Origin of the sequence: Mesorhizobium koreense, from assembly GCF_031656215.1 — a bacterium.
GTDB classification, from domain to species: domain Bacteria; phylum Pseudomonadota; class Alphaproteobacteria; order Rhizobiales; family Rhizobiaceae; genus Mesorhizobium_L; species Mesorhizobium_L koreense.
In genome coordinates this window covers 4525273-4540284 of the sequence record NZ_CP134228.1, presented here as the reverse complement: position 1 = coordinate 4540284, position 15012 = coordinate 4525273, and the positions used below count along the sequence as shown (strand labels likewise).

At 61.8% G+C, this 15012-nt stretch carries 13 protein-coding genes; 11 read left to right on the top strand and 2 right to left on the bottom strand.

Annotation, left to right across the window (positions count from 1 at the left end):
* Positions 1 to 27 precede the first annotated feature (27 nt).
* Positions 28 to 843: an IclR family transcriptional regulator gene (locus RBH77_RS21695; protein WP_311029639.1), complete on the bottom strand. Its 816-nt coding sequence runs from the start codon at positions 841 to 843 to the stop codon at positions 28 to 30.
* 192 nt (positions 844 to 1035) lie between these two features.
* Between RBH77_RS21695 and RBH77_RS21690 the strand changes: the two genes are divergently transcribed.
* From RBH77_RS21690 to RBH77_RS21660, 7 genes are read left to right on the top strand one after another with little or no spacing between them, the layout of a single operon-like run.
* Positions 1036 to 2508, top strand: coding sequence for an ABC transporter substrate-binding protein (locus RBH77_RS21690; RefSeq protein ID WP_311029638.1), 1473 nt, complete (start codon positions 1036 to 1038; stop codon positions 2506 to 2508).
* 26 nt (positions 2509 to 2534) lie between these two features.
* Positions 2535 to 3452 carry an ABC transporter permease gene (locus tag RBH77_RS21685; RefSeq protein WP_311029637.1) on the top strand — a complete coding sequence of 306 codons (918 nt, stop codon included), beginning with the start codon at positions 2535 to 2537 and terminating at the stop codon, positions 3450 to 3452.
* Positions 3452 to 4348, top strand: a complete 897-nt coding sequence (locus tag RBH77_RS21680) for an ABC transporter permease (protein WP_311029636.1) — start codon at positions 3452 to 3454, stop codon at positions 4346 to 4348. The genes RBH77_RS21685 and RBH77_RS21680 overlap by 1 nt, the downstream gene beginning before the upstream one ends.
* Positions 4349 to 4355: 7 nt before the next feature.
* Positions 4356 to 5354, top strand: a complete 999-nt coding sequence (locus tag RBH77_RS21675) for an ABC transporter ATP-binding protein (RefSeq protein WP_311029635.1) — start codon at positions 4356 to 4358, stop codon at positions 5352 to 5354.
* Complete coding sequence (locus tag RBH77_RS21670; protein ID WP_311029634.1) at positions 5351 to 6331, top strand: ABC transporter ATP-binding protein; 981 nt, start codon at positions 5351 to 5353, stop codon at positions 6329 to 6331. Before RBH77_RS21675 ends, RBH77_RS21670 begins: the two co-directional genes overlap by 4 nt.
* Positions 6332 to 6347: 16 nt before the next feature.
* Complete coding sequence (locus tag RBH77_RS21665; RefSeq protein ID WP_311029633.1) at positions 6348 to 7922, top strand: gamma-glutamyltransferase; 1575 nt, start codon at positions 6348 to 6350, stop codon at positions 7920 to 7922.
* Position 7923: 1 nt separating this feature from the next.
* Positions 7924 to 9348: a M20 family metallopeptidase gene (locus tag RBH77_RS21660; RefSeq protein WP_311029632.1), complete on the top strand. Its 1425-nt coding sequence runs from the start codon at positions 7924 to 7926 to the stop codon at positions 9346 to 9348.
* 136 nt (positions 9349 to 9484) lie between these two features.
* Here the strand turns inward: RBH77_RS21660 and RBH77_RS21655 are convergent, their stop codons facing one another.
* Positions 9485 to 10219 carry a GntR family transcriptional regulator gene (locus RBH77_RS21655; RefSeq protein WP_311029631.1) on the bottom strand — a complete coding sequence of 245 codons (735 nt, stop codon included), beginning with the start codon at positions 10217 to 10219 and terminating at the stop codon, positions 9485 to 9487.
* Between the two features lie 131 nt (positions 10220 to 10350).
* Between RBH77_RS21655 and RBH77_RS21650 the strand changes: the two genes are divergently transcribed.
* The 4 genes from RBH77_RS21650 to RBH77_RS21635 all read left to right on the top strand — a co-directional run bounded on the left by RBH77_RS21650 (position 10351) and on the right by RBH77_RS21635 (position 14994).
* Positions 10351 to 10638 carry a flagellar biosynthesis protein FlgA gene (locus tag RBH77_RS21650; RefSeq protein WP_311029630.1) on the top strand — a complete coding sequence of 96 codons (288 nt, stop codon included), beginning with the start codon at positions 10351 to 10353 and terminating at the stop codon, positions 10636 to 10638.
* 44 nt (positions 10639 to 10682) lie between these two features.
* Positions 10683 to 11864: a UxaA family hydrolase gene (locus tag RBH77_RS21645; protein WP_311029629.1), complete on the top strand. Its 1182-nt coding sequence runs from the start codon at positions 10683 to 10685 to the stop codon at positions 11862 to 11864.
* Positions 11865 to 11984: 120 nt separating this feature from the next.
* Entirely contained in the window at positions 11985 to 12941 is a 957-nt protein-coding gene (locus tag RBH77_RS21640; protein ID WP_311029628.1) for a tripartite tricarboxylate transporter substrate binding protein, read from the top strand.
* Positions 12942 to 13011: 70 nt separating this feature from the next.
* On the top strand, positions 13012 to 14994 hold the full coding sequence (locus RBH77_RS21635; protein WP_311029627.1) for a tripartite tricarboxylate transporter permease: 1983 nt from the start codon (positions 13012 to 13014) through the stop codon (positions 14992 to 14994).
* The last annotated feature ends 18 nt before the right edge of the window (positions 14995 to 15012 follow it).

Below are 15012 nucleotides of genomic sequence, written 5' to 3'. Positions count from 1 at the left end.
TGGGGCTGACAGGGCGAACGTCGCCAACTACCCCCGTCTCGCCAGGTGAATGGAATTAGCCACCTCTATGAGATGTGGCGCGATTTCCTTTCGCACCCGCTCGATGCTCCATTTCAGGCTCGATATGGAGCACTGCACGGTTGCCATCGGGCGCCCGTCGGCGGCAAGAATAGGGGCCGCGATACCGATCTCATTCAGGATGTTTTGGTTCTGCGTAAGCCCGTAGCCGCAGGCGGCCGCATCCTCGATTGCGGCAGCGATTTTCTTCCGGTCGAGCGTTGTCTTCGGTGTCAGGGCAACAATTGGCCATGTCTCGACCGCCTCCTTGCGCTCGCCCTCATCAAGGCAGGCGATCATGGCGCGGCCACTGGAGGTGGTGAGCGCGGGAAGGCGTCGGCCCGCGATCATGGCGCCAAAGCTCGTCAACTGTGTCGGGATGCGGATTATATAGACGATCTCGTGTCCGTCGAGTCGGGCTACATTAACGCGCTCGCCCAGTTTGCGGCCAAGTTCGATCATTTTGGGCATGGCTAGCTGCACGAGCGGATCCGACCACAGATAGGCGTTACCGAGTTCCAGGAACTTCAATGACGGGCGGTAACGCCGGGACTCGGGATCCTTGTTTAGATAGCCGATCTGGTGCAGCGTGTTGGTCAGTCGCTGCACGGCGCTCTTGTCCAGTCCGGTCAATGCGGCAATTTCCGTCAGCCCCAATGTGCTGTGCCGCTCGTTGAAAGCGCCGAGGACGCGCGCGCCCTTTTCAAGCGATCCGACAAACAAAGTATCCTGTTTTTCCTTGCTCAAGCCCGTGTCCCTTTTTCGTCGCTTTTGACCGCTGCCCACAGTTTATGCGCGCCGTCGCCTCTCGAGCGCTTCGGTTTCTTGACAAGCCCAAACTCGATTAATACGCTAAACCGTAATGCAGTGCTCTGTATTATTATATAATAAAAATCAACACCAGCCAGAGGGGCCGGGTGCGCCGGTTAAAAGCAGATGAATCCACGTCTTTTGATAAGTTCAGTCGCATTGGCCGTCATGATGACCACTGGCCAGGCCATGGCGGATAAGGCGAACGACACGCTCAATGCCGCCTTCACGAAGGAGCTTGAGAACGTCGACAGCTATTTCAACTCCTCCCGCGAGGGTGTGGTGCTGCAGCGGGCGGTCTGGGACGGGCTGATCTATCGCGACCCGAAGACCAACGAATATGTCGGCAATCTAGCGACCTCCTGGAAATGGATCGACGACACGACGCTCGAACTCAAGTTGAGGAAGGGGGTCAAATTCCACAATGGCGAGGACTTCGACGCCGACGATGTCGTCTACACCGTAAATTTCGTCGCCGATCCGAAGAACGGCGTGAAGACGCAACGTAACGTCAACTGGATGAAGGACGCCGAGAAGGTCGACCAGTACACCGTACGCATCCACACCAAGGGTCCGTTCCCGGCCGCGATCGAGTATCTCTCCGGCCCGGTTTCGATGTATCCGAAGGATTACTATTCGAAGGTCGGTCCCTCGGGCATGGGCCTGAAGCCGGTCGGCACCGGCCCTTACAAGGTTGTCGAGGTCGAACCGGGCAAGCATTTCGTGCTCGAGGCCAACGAGAACTATTTCGACGGCCCGAAGGGAAAGCCGAAGATCGGCAAGATCGATATCCGCACGATCCCCGACGTCAACACGCAGCTTGCCGGGCTCTTAAGCGGCTCGCTCGACTTCATCTGGCAGGTACCGTCCGATCAGGCCGAGCAGTTGAAGATAATGGACAAGTTCACGGTCGCCAACGAGAGCACGATGCGGATCGGCTACCTCAGCATGGATGCAGCCGGTCGTGCCGACAAGGGCGGGCCTTTCACCAAGCTGAAGGTTCGTCAGGCCGTCTCCTACGCCGTCGACCGCGGGGCGATCGTCAAGTCGCTCTTGAAGGGCGCCTCCAAGGTCGTGCATTCGGTCTGCTTCCCCTCGCAGTTTGGCTGCACGGAGGAGGTGAAGCACTACGACTACAATCCGGAAATGGCTAAGAAGCTGCTCGCCGAGGCCGGCTATCCGGATGGTTTCTCGGTCGACCTCTACGCCTATCGTGACCCCACCTATGCCGAGGCGATCGCGAGTTATCTCACCGCTGTCGGTATCAAGGCCAAGGTGCGCATGCTGCAATACTCGGCACTGCGCGAAGAGAACATGAAGGGCAAGGTGCCGTTTTCCTTCCAGACTTGGGGGTCCTACTCGGTCAACGACGCTTCGGCGATCGTCAGCCAGTTCTTCAAGTTCGGCTCGCTCGATGACGCGCGCGACGAGGAAGTCAAGAAATGGCTCGATGTTGCCGACACCGCGACTGATCCCGAAAAACGCAAGGAATACTACGCAAAGGCATTGAAGAAGATTGCCGAGCAGGCCTATTGGCTGCCCCTCTTTTCCTACAACTCGAACTACGTGTTCACCAAGGAAGTGAGCTACCAGCCGACGCCTGACGAGGTCTTGCGCTTCGTCCAGATGAGCTGGAAATAAGCACCGACATGGCAGGATAGTGCGAGATGCTGGCCTTCGCACTGAAACGCCTGGGGCTTGCCGTCCTCGTGGCTTTCACGGTGTCGCTTCTGAGCTTCGGGCTTCTGTTCCTCTCCGGCGATCCGGCTGCGGCGGTCGCCGGGGAGGGGGCGACCGACGCCGATATCGCGGCAATCAGCGCCTTCTACGGATTCAACCGGCCTTTCATCGTCCAATACGGCGAATGGCTGTGGAAGGCGGTGCACGGCGATTTCGGGCAGAGCTATTATTTCCAGCTCCCCGTCGCTTCGCTTATCGCAGATCGCCTCAGCATCACCATGACGCTCGGCCTCTGCGCTATCACCTTCGCGCTTGTGACGGCTATTCCGCTCGGCGTGGCCGCCGCTGTCCGTCCCAACTCGATCGTCGACCGTATCGCGCTCTTCATCTCGGTGATGGGGCAAGCGATGCCGAGCTTCTGGTTCGGCCTGCTTCTTATCGTCCTCTTTGCGATCAAGCTCGGCTGGCTGCCGCCCTCGGGCACCGAGAGCTGGAAAAACTTCGTCATGCCGACGGTGGTCCTTGGCTATTACGCGATGCCGGCGATCATGCGATTGACACGGGCCGGCATGCTGGAAGTGCTCCATGCCGATTTTATCCGTACCGCCCGTGCCAAGGGCGCAGGCGAGTGGCGGGTGCTCTTCAAGCATGCGCTGCGCAATGCCATCATCCCTGTCGTCTCGCTCGCGGCGGTCCAGATGGGCTTCATGCTTGGCGGTTCGATCGTCGTCGAATCGATCTTCGCGCTGCACGGCGCGGGCTTCCTCGCCTGGGAGTCGATCAGCCGTAACGACCTGCCGACCGTGCAGGCGCTGATCCTGATCTTCTCCATGTTCTACATTGCCTTCACGCTTCTCTCCGACCTGCTCAACGCGTGGCTCGATCCGCGCATGAGGGTCGCCTGATGTCGATCGCCCTCGATAAGAAGGCCGAGGAGATCGTCGGCCCGACGCCGATGCAGATGCTACGCCGGCGCGTCTTGCGCCACCAAGGCTTGATGATCGGCTCGGTGGTGCTGTTGATCGTCGTCCTGCTCGCCATTTTCGCGCCGCTGCTCGCCCCACACGATCCTTATGCGCAGGACCTCATGGCTCGCATGAAGCCGCCGGTTTTCCTCGGCGGCTCGTGGGAGCATCCGCTCGGCACCGATCTTCTTGGGCGTGACTTCCTTTCCCGGCTTCTCTACGGTGCCCGCATCTCGCTGACCATCGGCATCGTCGCGGCCTTCATCTCCGGCATTATCGGCACGACGATGGGCGTTGCCGCCGGCTATTTCGGCGGCCGCACCGACACGATCGTCACCTTCCTGGTCACCACGCGGCTCGCGATGCCTGTCGTGCTCGTCGCGCTCGCCGTCGTCGCCATCTTCGGCGGCTCGTTGAATGTCGTCATCCTCGTCCTCGGCTTTCTGCTCTGGGATCGCTTCGCAGTCGTCCTGCGCGCCTCGACCCGGCAGATCGCATCGCGCGAATACGTTACCGCCGCGCGCGCCATCGGCTGCTCGGTGCCGCGTATCGTGCTCACCGAAATCATGCCGAACGTCGCCAACAATCTGATTGTCGTCGTCACGCTGGAGATGGCGCATGCGATTCTGCTCGAAGCGGCACTCTCCTTCCTAGGCCTTGGCGTTCAGCCGCCGACACCGTCCTGGGGCCTGATGGTCTCCGAAGGTAAGCAGATGATGCTCTTCAGTCCCTGGATGATCACCATTCCCGGTATTGCGCTCTTCGTGCTGGTGCTTGCCATCAACCTCCTCGGCGACGGCCTTCGCGACGTGACAGCGCCGGAAAACCGGAGCTGAGGCGACGATGGGCGAACCACTTCTGTCGGTCCGCGACCTGACTGTCGACATCCCGGTCGCGGGCGGCACGCTGCATGCCGTGCGTGGCATCGGCTTCGACATCGCTCGGGGCGAGACCCTTTGCATCGTCGGGGAAAGCGGCTCCGGCAAGTCGATGACCTCGCTTGCCGTGATGGACCTCCTTGGCAAAGGAATGAAGCGCAAGGCGAGCCGCCTGTCCTTCGACGGCGAGGACCTTATGACCGCCAGTCCGCGCACCATGCGGCGGCTGCGCGGCGAGCGCTTGGCGATGATCTTCCAGGAGCCGATGACCTCGCTCAACCCGGCCTATACGATCGGCGACCAACTTGCCGAGACGATGCTCTTGCACCGCCGCGTTTCCAGGCAGGAGGCGCGGGCGAGGGCGCTGGAATTGCTCCAGAAAGTCGGAATCACTGCTGCTGAAAGCCGTCTTGGCCAGTATCCGCACCAGCTCTCCGGCGGTCTCAGGCAGCGCGTGATGATCGCCATGGCGCTGATGTGCGAGCCGGAACTGATCATCGCCGACGAGCCGACGACGGCTCTCGACGTGACGATCCAGGCCCAGATCCTCCGCCTTCTCGTCGATCTCCAGCGCGAGCTTGGCATGGCCATGATCCTCATCACTCACGACCTAGGGGTCGTCGCCCGTGTCGCCGACCGGGTCGCGGTCATGTATGCCGGGGAATTCGTCGAATACGGCACGGCGAAGGAGATTTTCGACACGCCGGCCCACCCCTATACGCGTGGCCTCCTGCGCTGCATCCCGATCCCCGGCCGCACTGCGCGCGGCGCCAGGCTCGGCTCCATTCCGGGCATCGTTCCGTCACTGATCGGCGACGTGCGCGGCTGTCCCTACCGCACGCGTTGCGAATTCGCCGTCGACGCCTGCGTAAACGCGGTTCCTGAGCGCCGCATCGAGGCTGGTCATGCCTATCACTGCGTTCATGAGGGCGGCGTGAAGGAAAGCGCGGAGGCTTCCATATGACCCCCGAGACGCCGGTTCTCGAACTCAGGGACATCACCAAGACCTACAGGGTCCGGCAAGGCTTTTTCGAGAAGGCGAAGCCGCTCAACGCGATCAACGGCGTCAATCTGAAGCTCGGTCGCGGCGAGGTTCTCGGCCTCGTCGGCGAAAGCGGCTGCGGAAAATCGACGCTCGCCAGAATCCTGCTCGGACTCGAACGCCCGACGAAGGGCGAGGTGCTGATCGAAGGCAAGGCGATCGGCGGCGAAGACCGCATCGCGCTCGCCCGCCGCATCCAGCCCATCTTCCAGGACCCGTATTCCTCGCTCAATCCGCGCAAGTCGATCGAAGACATCGTTTCGTTGCCCCTCAGGATCCATAAGGTCGGCGACAGCGCGAGCCGGGCCAAGGCAGTGGCCGACATGCTCGACGTCGTCGGCCTGCCGAGGCGGATGCTCCGCTCCTATCCGAACCAGCTTTCCGGCGGGCAGCGCCAGCGCGTCGCGATCGCCCGTGCGCTGGTCATGAGGCCGGAGATCGTCATCTGCGACGAGCCGACCTCGGCGCTCGACGTCTCGGTGCAGTCGCAGATCCTGAACCTGCTCTCCGATCTTCGTCGCGAGTTCGGGCTGACCTACCTTTTCATTAGCCACAACCTTGCCGTCGTCGAGCATCTCGCGACCCGTGTTGCGGTCATGTATCTCGGCCGTATCGTCGAGGAGGCGGACGTTGCCAATCTCTTCGAACGGCCGCGCCATCCTTATACCGGAGCGCTCCTGGAATCAGTGCTGACGCCGGATCCGTCCCTTGGCGTGCCGGATATCGGGCTTGGCGCCGTCTATCCGAATCCGATCGATCCACCGTCCGGCTGCCATTTCCATCCGCGCTGTCCAAAGCGCTTTGGCGAGTGCGACCGCATCTTCCCGCCAACGGTCGCAACCGAGGACGGCTATGTAGAGTGCCTCCTTTACCGCGAAGAAGCGCTGAAAGTCGCCTGATCCCGAGGAATCGAGCATGAACAACTTCTCCCGTTCCCAGACGGTGCGAAAGCCTGCAACGGTATCACGCGGCGGCATCGTCGCCGCTCAGCACCGCCGCGCGGCGGAGGCGGGAGCGGCCGTGCTCGAAGCCGGCGGCGATGCGATCGATGCGGCCGTCGCCGTCTCCTTCGCGATTGGCGTCGTCGAGCCGTGGATGAGCGGCCCGACCGGCGGCGGCGCCATGATGGTCTGGCGTGCCGACGAGGCGAAGGCGACGGCGGTTTATTACGGCATGCGCTCGCCGGCGGGTCTCGACCCGGCCGACTATCCGCTCTCCGGCGACGGCCACGCCTCCGATCTCTTCCCCTGGCGGGCGGTCGTTGATGACCGTAACGTGCGCGGTGCGACAGCCGTTGCGGTGCCGGGTGTTGTCGACGGGATCGGCGTCGCCCATGAGCGCTGGGGAAAGATGCCATGGCGTGACCTGCTGCAGCCGGCGGTGAGCCTCGCCAGGGAAGGGCTTCACGTCGACTGGTACGCGGCACTGATCATCGCTTCGGTATCGCGCGAACTCGCTCGCGACCCGGATGCGGCGCGGGTCTTCCTCGAGGACAGCCAGTGGCCGACCATCGCTGGCTGGACGGCGCTCTCGGACAAGCGGATCGATTTCGGTCCAATGGCCGACACGCTCGCCCGCCTTGCCGAAAAGGGCCATCGCGAACTCTACGAAGGCGAGATTGGCGAAGCGCTCGCCAAGGATATCCAGGGCAAGGGTGGCAGCCTTTCTTTCGAAGACCTCAAGGTCTACCGCGCTGCTTTCCAGAAGCCGCTCGTCGCGGAAAGCCGCCGCGGCCGGCTCCACGTCACTCCGGAACTCACCGCCGGCCCGACCATCGCCGACGTCTTCGCCCGGCTTGCCGAGGCGCCCGACCGCCGCGGCACCTCGGAAGGCGACAATATGCTTGCGGTAGCGGAAGCATTCGAAGCCGCCTATGCGAAACGCCTTTCGGCCATGGGCGACAATGAGAGCCCGAACGCGCCGGCCTGCACGACGCATTTCTCCATCGTCGACCGTCACGGCAACATGGTCGCAATGACACAGACGCTGCTTTCGATTTTCGGCTCGCGCATCATCTCGCCCTCGACGGGGCTACTCCTCAACAACGGCATCATGTGGTTCGACCCCGAGCCCGGCAATCCGAACTCGCTGGCGCCGAACAAGCGCTGCCTGATGAATGTTTGTCCGGTGATCGGCGAGGGCGAGAGCAAGCGTTTCGCCATCGGTGCTTCCGGCGGCCGCAAGATCATGCCGGCCGTCACCCAGCTTTCGCTTTCGATGCTGGAAGACGGCATGGATATCGACGCCGCCTTCCACCGCCCACGCATTGATTTCAGCGGCGGCACGACCGTCGTCGCCGACGAAACGCTACCGGCCGAGGTCATGGCGGCGCTGAAGGCGCGCTATCCCGTGCAGCCGGCGAAACGCACCGTCTTTCCTTATGCCTTCGCGTGCCCAGCAGGCGTCATGCGCGAAGGTGAGATCAATTCCGGCGCAACCGAGATCATGTCGCCATGGGGCGATGCAGTGCATGAGAAGGAAGGAACCTGACATGACCACCCGTGACGGCGCGATGGCGCGCATCAACGATTATCTTGTCTCGGGCGCCTTCGAAGAAGAGCTTGGCCGTATGGTGGCCTTCGAGACGGAGAGCCAGGAACCCGCCAAGCGGCCGGAACTCAGACGCTATCTGGTGGAGGAAATGGCGCCAAAGCTCGATGCACTCGGTTTCGCGTCTCAAATCCTGGAAAACCCGGTCGACCCCGGCGTGCCTTTCCTCTTCGCCGAGCGGATCGAGGATCCCGCCTTCGAAACGATCTTTGTCTACGGCCATGGCGACGTCATCCGTGCGCAGACCGAGCAGTGGCGGGAAGGACTGCATCCCTTCAGACTCGTCAGAGAGGGGGACCGTATCTACGGGCGCGGTACCGCTGACAACAAGGGCCAGCACTGCATCAATATTGCCGCGCTAAGGGCGATCATCGCCGAAAAAGGTTATCTCGGCTTCAATTGCAAGGTCATCATCGAAATGGGTGAGGAATGCGGTTCGCCGGGACTGGCGGAACTGTTCCGGCAAAACTCCGACCTCTTTGCCGCCGATGTCCTGATCGCCTCCGACGGTCCCAGGCTGCATCCCGAGCGTCCGACTCTTTTCATGGGGTCGCGCGGCGCCATCAATTTCGATCTTGTCGTCGACCTGCGGGAAGGCGCGCACCATTCGGGTAACTGGGGCGGTCTGCTCCGCGACCCGGCGATAGTGCTTGCCCATGCACTTGCAAGCATTGTCGACCGGCGCGGCCAGATCCAGATTCCCGAATGGCGCCCGACGAGCCTGACACCTGCCGTGCGCGAGGCCCTGAAGGATTGCCCGGTCAGTGGACATAATGGCCCTGACATCGATCCGGACTGGGGCGAGGAGGGCCTGACGCCCTCGGAGCGTGTTTTCGGCTGGAACAGCTTTGCCGTGTTGGCACAGTCGAGCGGTGTACCCGAGGCGCCCGTCAACGCCATCTCCGCGCGCGCCAAGGCCCATTGTCAGTTGCGTTATGTGGTGGGTACGCAGCCGGACGACATTCTGCCGGCGTTGCGCCGCCATCTCGACAAGCACGGTTTTGTGAATGTCGAGATTGTTCCGGCCAACCGAGGCTTCTTCCGAGCCACGCGGCTGAACCCGGATCATCCCTGGGTGGCGCGGGTGAAGGAGTCCATCGCAAGGACCACGGGCAAGAAGCTGGCCGTTCTGCCCAACCTCGCCGGATCGCTGCCCAACGAGACCTTTTCCGAGATCCTCGGCCTCGCCACGGTCTGGGTGCCTCATTCCTATCCCGGCTGCTCCCAGCATGCTCCAAACGAGCATGCGCTCGTCTCGATGACCGAAGAAGCGCTAGCGATGATGACAGGGCTTTTCTGGGACATCGGAGAAAAGAAATTGTCGGGTGATATCGCGTTAACTGACGGTGAGGCTTTAGCCGGATAGGGGGATAGGCATGAACATCTCGCCCGTCAGAAGATCGCGCGCAGAAGCGCGCCTTGCATGCCTGACCACGCTTGCCAAAGCGTGTGTGACAGAACCTATGCAGCCTGCAACAATTTCAATTGGCGAAGGCGGCCAGCTACTTCAGTTCCGAGAGGTAGTGGGTCTGGTCGGTCAGGCAGCGCGACACGCGTAGCTCCACCGGATTGCCTTCCAGATCGAAGGCCACGCGCATGATGCGCAAGAGCGGCGTCCCTTCCGCGCAGCCGAGTGCCTTGGCGTCGCTTTTCGACGCAGCGACAGCCTTCAGCTTCTCGCGCGCCCGCGCGATCGTAATACGCCAATTCTCCGAATAGAGCCGGTAGAGGTTGTTGGGAATGGAGGTCAGAGCCTCGAAGCCGGCGAAACGTGTCGTGGATAGCGAGATCGTCTCGGCAATCGCCGGGACGCCGCCGAGATTGCGGATGCGGGCAATGCGCCACACGGCAGCCCCCTTCGATAGCATCAGGCTTTCCCGTTCGGCGCCGTTTGCCTTTTCCCTCGACCAGCGCAGGATGCTGGAATCGGGGAAGGAGGCCTCGCCGCTATCGGGGACGATGCGGAAATACTGAAAGAGGATCCGGCTTTCGGCCGGCTCGGCGACATAAGTGCCGCGCCCCTGTCGGCGCACCAGCAGATTCTCCGCTGTCATGACATCGAGCGCCTTGCGGATCGTCCCCTGGCTCACCCCGATCTCGCGTGCGAGCTCTATCTCCGAGGGGATGATCTGACCGGGCTGCCACGCGCCGTCGATCAGACGGCGGATCAGGCTATCCTTCACCTGAATATAGAGCGGACGGTAGTTGAACGTCGTGCCCGTATCCGTTTCGGCCATTCATCATCCCCAGGAAGCGCTCACCCAAACCATTCGCGCCAATCTATCTGCGCACAATTGACTCTGCCAGACCTTATATCTTATGTCTTATATAAGACTGAAACAGAATGCAGCAGGAAGGGCAAGGTCGGATGGCGATACCGCATGTTCTGGCACACGAACACAAGGACAACGTGGCCGTGGTGGTCGTGGAAGGGGTCACGAAGGGAATGAAGCTGCTCGGCGTCGTTACCGCGGACGATTCGACCTTCGAGATCGAATCGAAAGCCGACGTGCCGATCGGCCACAAGATCGCGCTCACCGATCTGAAGAAAGGCGACACGGCGATCAAGTATGGCGAGGATATCGGCCGTTTCGTCGACAGCGTGGGGAAGGGCGATCACGTCCACGTCCACAATCTGAAGACCAAACGCTGGTAGCCGCGCCGGCATCCGCTTTTTCATTCACTTTCCGGACACAAGCCATGGCTTCGAAATATTCAAATCTGACCTTCAAGGGCTATCGTCGCGATAATGGGCGCGTCGGCGTGCGCAATCATGTCGTCATTCTTCCGGTCGATGATATCTCCAACGCCGCCTGCGAGGCGGTCGCCAACAACATCAAGGGCACGCTGGCGCTGCCGCATTCCTACGGCCGCCTGCAATTCGGCGCCGATCTCGATCTCCACTTCCGCACCATGATCGGCACCGGCTCCAATCCGAATGTCGCGGCCTGCATCGTCATCGGCATCGAGCCCGGCTGGACCAAGCGCATCGTTGACGGCATCGCCGAAACGGGCAAGCCGGTGACGGGCTTTTCGATCGAGAAGAACGGCGATCTCAAGACCATCATGGATGCTTCGCGCAAGGCGCAGGAATATGTCCAATACGCCACGGAACTGCAGCGCGAGGAATGCTCGATCTCCGACATCTGGGTTTCGACCAAATGCGGCGAGAGCGACACGACGACCGGCCTCGGTTCCTGTCCGACCGTCGGCAATATGTACGACAAGCTCCTTCCCGAGGGCATCTACGGCGTTTTCGGCGAGACCTCGGAGATCACCGGGGCCGAGCACATCGCCAAGGCGCGCGCCATCAATCCGGAAGTCGGCGAGCGCTGGTACAAGATGTGGAAGGCCTATCAGGACGAGGTTATCGAGGCCAACAAGGTCGACGATCTCTCCGAATCCCAGCCGACGAAGGGCAATATCGAGGGCGGGCTGACGACCATCGAGGAAAAGGCGCTCGGCAATCTGGAGAAGATCGGGCGCACCTCGAAATATATCGACATCCTTGAGCCGGCGGAGCAGCCGAAATCCGGCAAGGGCCTTTATTATATGGACTCGTCATCGGCTGCGGCCGAATGCGTCACGCTGATGGCGGCCGGCGGCTATGTCGTCCATACCTTCCCGACAGGGCAGGGCAACATCGTCGGCAATCCGATCGTGCCCGTCATCAAGATCACCGCCAACCCGCGTACGCTGCGCACGATGCGCGAGCATATCGATGTCGATGTCACCGGCATCCTGCGCCGCGACATGACGATCGACCAGGCGGGCGATGCGCTGATCGACATGATCGTCAGGACGGCGAACGGCCGCCTGACGGCGGCCGAGGCGCTCGGCCACCGCGAGTTCGTCATGACCAAGCTTTACCGGAGCGCATAAATTTCGAGATAGGCCCCAAAAGAGAAAACGATTGCGTGCGGCAAGGAGGGCCGCATGCAACCTACGTCTGCATTACCGCAGGACCGACAGTCGTCAAAATCAGCATTGGGAGGAATATGGATGTTTACACGTCGTTCATTCGCAATTGCCGCTCTTGCCACAGCGGTGCTCACCGCGCCGGCTTTCGCCGCCGATAAATTCCCGGATAAATCGATCGATTACATCATTCCGTTCGGTCCGGGCGGCGAGTCCGATGTGGCGGCAAGGATGCAGCAGCCGTTCTTCCAGAAGAAATTCGGTCAGGATCTTGTGATCACCTACAAGGCAGGAGGCGGGGGAGCAGTCGGCTGGTCCGAACTGAACTCGCTGACCGGCGACGGTTATACCGTCATGGGCATCAACCTTCCGCATGTCATCCTCCAGCCTGCGCAGAAGGATGTAGGCTATAAGACCGACGATCTCGTGACGGTCTACTGGTTCCAGTTCACGCCGAACGCGATCGTCGTCCCGGCGGATTCGGAATTCAAGACGCTCAAGGACCTGATCGACTACGCCAAGGAGAACCCGGCGCGCGTCACGATGGCGGGAACGGGCAAGGGGACGGCCAACCAGCTCGCCGCTGTCGAATTCGACAAACTCGCCGGCGTCAAGACCACCTATGTGCCGTTCAAGGGAACAGGCGCTGCGATGACGGCACTTCTAGGCCATCAGGTGATGGCGGAATGGGGCTATACGACGGTCGGCGCGTCGCAAGGGGACAAGGTGCGCCTGCTCGCAGTCGCCATGGACAAGCGTCACCCCCTCTTTCCCGATACGCCTACTTTCACCGAACTCGGCCTCGATATAGCCGGCGGCGCCTATCGCGGAGTAGCCGTCCCGAAATCGGTTTCGGAGGAGAAGCGCAAGCAATTGTCCGACATGTTCGGACAGATCAACAGCGATCCCGACTTCCGAAAGAAGATGGAAGACGCGGGCTTTGCCCTGATCGACGTGCCTTACAGCGACATGAAGGCCTTCATGGACAAGCAGAAGAGCCGGGATATCGAGGCTGCCAAAGAGGCCGGGATCCTGAAATAGCGCGAATACGAGAAAGCAGGTGCGCCGGGCAATCGAGCTCGGCGCTTCCCCTCAAGCTTTGGGATCCGCTATGCCCGGTCTTGCAAATTTCCTCGACGCGCTGACGCCGCTGAATTTTACGTTCGCCCTGTTCGGAGTGGCGGTCGGCACCGTCATCGGCGCCATCCCGGGTCTGACCGCGACCATGGCCGTCGCCGTTCTCGTCCCGCTGACATTCACCCTGCACCCAGCCTCGGCCCTTATCCTGCTCGGCGCGATCTATACCGGCGCTATATACGGCGGGGCCTATTCGGCCATCCTGCTCAACACGCCCGGCACGCCTTCGGCCATCGCCACGACCTTCGACGGATATCCGATGGCCAAGCGAGGCGATGGCGATCTGGCGATCACACTTGCCTGCCTGGCCTCGGTCATCGGCGGGCTCGTGGGGGCGGTATGCCTGTTGCTGCTCGCGCCACCGCTTTCCACCGTGGCGCTTGTTTTCGGCCCGGTGGAGTATTTCTGGCTGGCGATTTTCGGGCTGTCGCTGATCGCTGCACTCTCCGAAGGGAACATCTTCAAAGGTCTTGCTGGCGGCGCTCTCGGCCTGCTGCTCTCGACGGTGGGCGTGGCGGAGGTTTCCGCCGACGTGCGGCTGACATTTGGATTCCATGTCCTGCTCGGCGGCATCGAGATCGTGGCGGGCCTGATCGGGCTCTATTGCATTCCTGTCCTGATCGATCTTGCGGCAACGCAGGAGCGTCATCTGAAGATCGAGGACGAACCGCGCGGCTTCCGGCTCTATGACGCCATGCGCGTGCTTTTCGGCAACAAGGTCAACGTCGCGCGCTCGTCGATCATCGGCACGATCGTCGGCATCTTGCCGGGCGCCGGCGGCTCGGTCGCGGGCCTCGTTTCCTATTCCGAGGCACGGCGAACGGCACGGCCCGATCAGAAATTCGGCCACGGGGAACCGGGCGGCATCATCGCGTCGGAATCGGCGAACAACGCCACCGTCGGCGGCGGCCTGATCCCGACGCTGGTGCTCGGCATTCCCGGCACGCCGCCCGATGCCATTATCCTCGGCGCGCTGCTCGTGCAGGGCGTCCATATCGGCCCGACGCTCTTCGCCAGCCAGGGGGCGATCGTCTATACGTTCGTCTGGGGGCTGTTCCTGGCGACGATCCTAATGCTGCCCGTCGGCCTCCTTATCGGCCGCTACGCCTACAAGTCGATCCTCAACGTGCCAAAGCCCCTGTTGATCGCAGGCGTCGCCTTTATGACGATCATCGGCACCTATGCGATCCGCAACAGCGCCAGCGACGTCGCCGTCATGGTGGTGCTCGGCCTTGTCGGATGGATCCTCGCCCGCTTCCGTTTCGCGGTGTCGCCGATCGTGCTCGGGCTCATACTCGGCCCGATCGCGGAGCAGGGCTTCGTGCAAGGCTGGACGATCGGAACGGCCGTCGGAAACGTGCCGGCAATGTTCTTCGGCCGGCCGCTGTCGCTTGCGATCATCGCGTTCACGCTTTTGTCGATCCTCTGGCCAATCCACCGCGCGCGCCAGCATCGCCGGTCTGCCGGCGCCGCGGCAACCGGCACGCAGAGCGCCCCAGCCGTCGAGCGTGGCGATATAGATTGGGGCAGCGCCGTCATATCCGTGGTGTTGATCTGCCTGGCAAGCCTGGCCATCAACGATGCGCGCGGCTACACCGATATCGATTCAGTGGTCTTCCCCGTCGCGGTTTCGATCGCCCTCATCATCTTTTCACTCGCGGTACTGGCGCGCTCCCTTTTGGGGTATGGCGGCGAAAAAGAGGTGGACGAGGGCTCCTTTCCGCGCCGTGCGATCCTCGTGGTTTCCATGCTGGCGTGTGCGCTGCTGCTCGAAAGCCTCGGCTTCACCGTATGTTCGATCGCCCTTTTCGTCATTCTGATATTTGTCGGCATGCATGAACGCTGGACCGCGCGCACCGCCATCCTCTATGCGATCACCGGCCTCGTCATTATCGTCGGGTTCACCTGGCTGTTCCGTTCGGTGCTCGGCGTCCCGCTACCCGTAACGAACCTCTGACTGGCAAATCTCTGACAG

What these genes read in the sequence shown, in the direction of transcription:
- RBH77_RS21690 (WP_311029638.1), top strand. Translation starts at nt 1,036, where the DNA reads ATGATGACCACTGGCCAGGCCATGGCGGATAAGGCGAACGACACGCTC.
- RBH77_RS21685 (WP_311029637.1), top strand. Translation starts at nt 2,535, where the DNA reads ATGCTGGCCTTCGCACTGAAACGCCTGGGGCTTGCCGTCCTCGTGGCT.
- RBH77_RS21680 (WP_311029636.1), top strand. Translation starts at nt 3,452, where the DNA reads ATGTCGATCGCCCTCGATAAGAAGGCCGAGGAGATCGTCGGCCCGACG.
- RBH77_RS21675 (WP_311029635.1), top strand. Translation starts at nt 4,356, where the DNA reads ATGGGCGAACCACTTCTGTCGGTCCGCGACCTGACTGTCGACATCCCG.
- RBH77_RS21670 (WP_311029634.1), top strand. Translation starts at nt 5,351, where the DNA reads ATGACCCCCGAGACGCCGGTTCTCGAACTCAGGGACATCACCAAGACC.
- RBH77_RS21665 (WP_311029633.1), top strand. Translation starts at nt 6,348, where the DNA reads ATGAACAACTTCTCCCGTTCCCAGACGGTGCGAAAGCCTGCAACGGTA.
- RBH77_RS21660 (WP_311029632.1), top strand. Translation starts at nt 7,924, where the DNA reads ATGACCACCCGTGACGGCGCGATGGCGCGCATCAACGATTATCTTGTC.
- RBH77_RS21655 (WP_311029631.1), bottom strand. Translation starts at nt 10,219, where the DNA reads ATGGCCGAAACGGATACGGGCACGACGTTCAACTACCGTCCGCTCTAT.
- RBH77_RS21650 (WP_311029630.1), top strand. Translation starts at nt 10,351, where the DNA reads ATGGCGATACCGCATGTTCTGGCACACGAACACAAGGACAACGTGGCC.
- RBH77_RS21645 (WP_311029629.1), top strand. Translation starts at nt 10,683, where the DNA reads ATGGCTTCGAAATATTCAAATCTGACCTTCAAGGGCTATCGTCGCGAT.
- RBH77_RS21640 (WP_311029628.1), top strand. Translation starts at nt 11,985, where the DNA reads ATGTTTACACGTCGTTCATTCGCAATTGCCGCTCTTGCCACAGCGGTG.
- RBH77_RS21635 (WP_311029627.1), top strand. Translation starts at nt 13,012, where the DNA reads ATGCCCGGTCTTGCAAATTTCCTCGACGCGCTGACGCCGCTGAATTTT.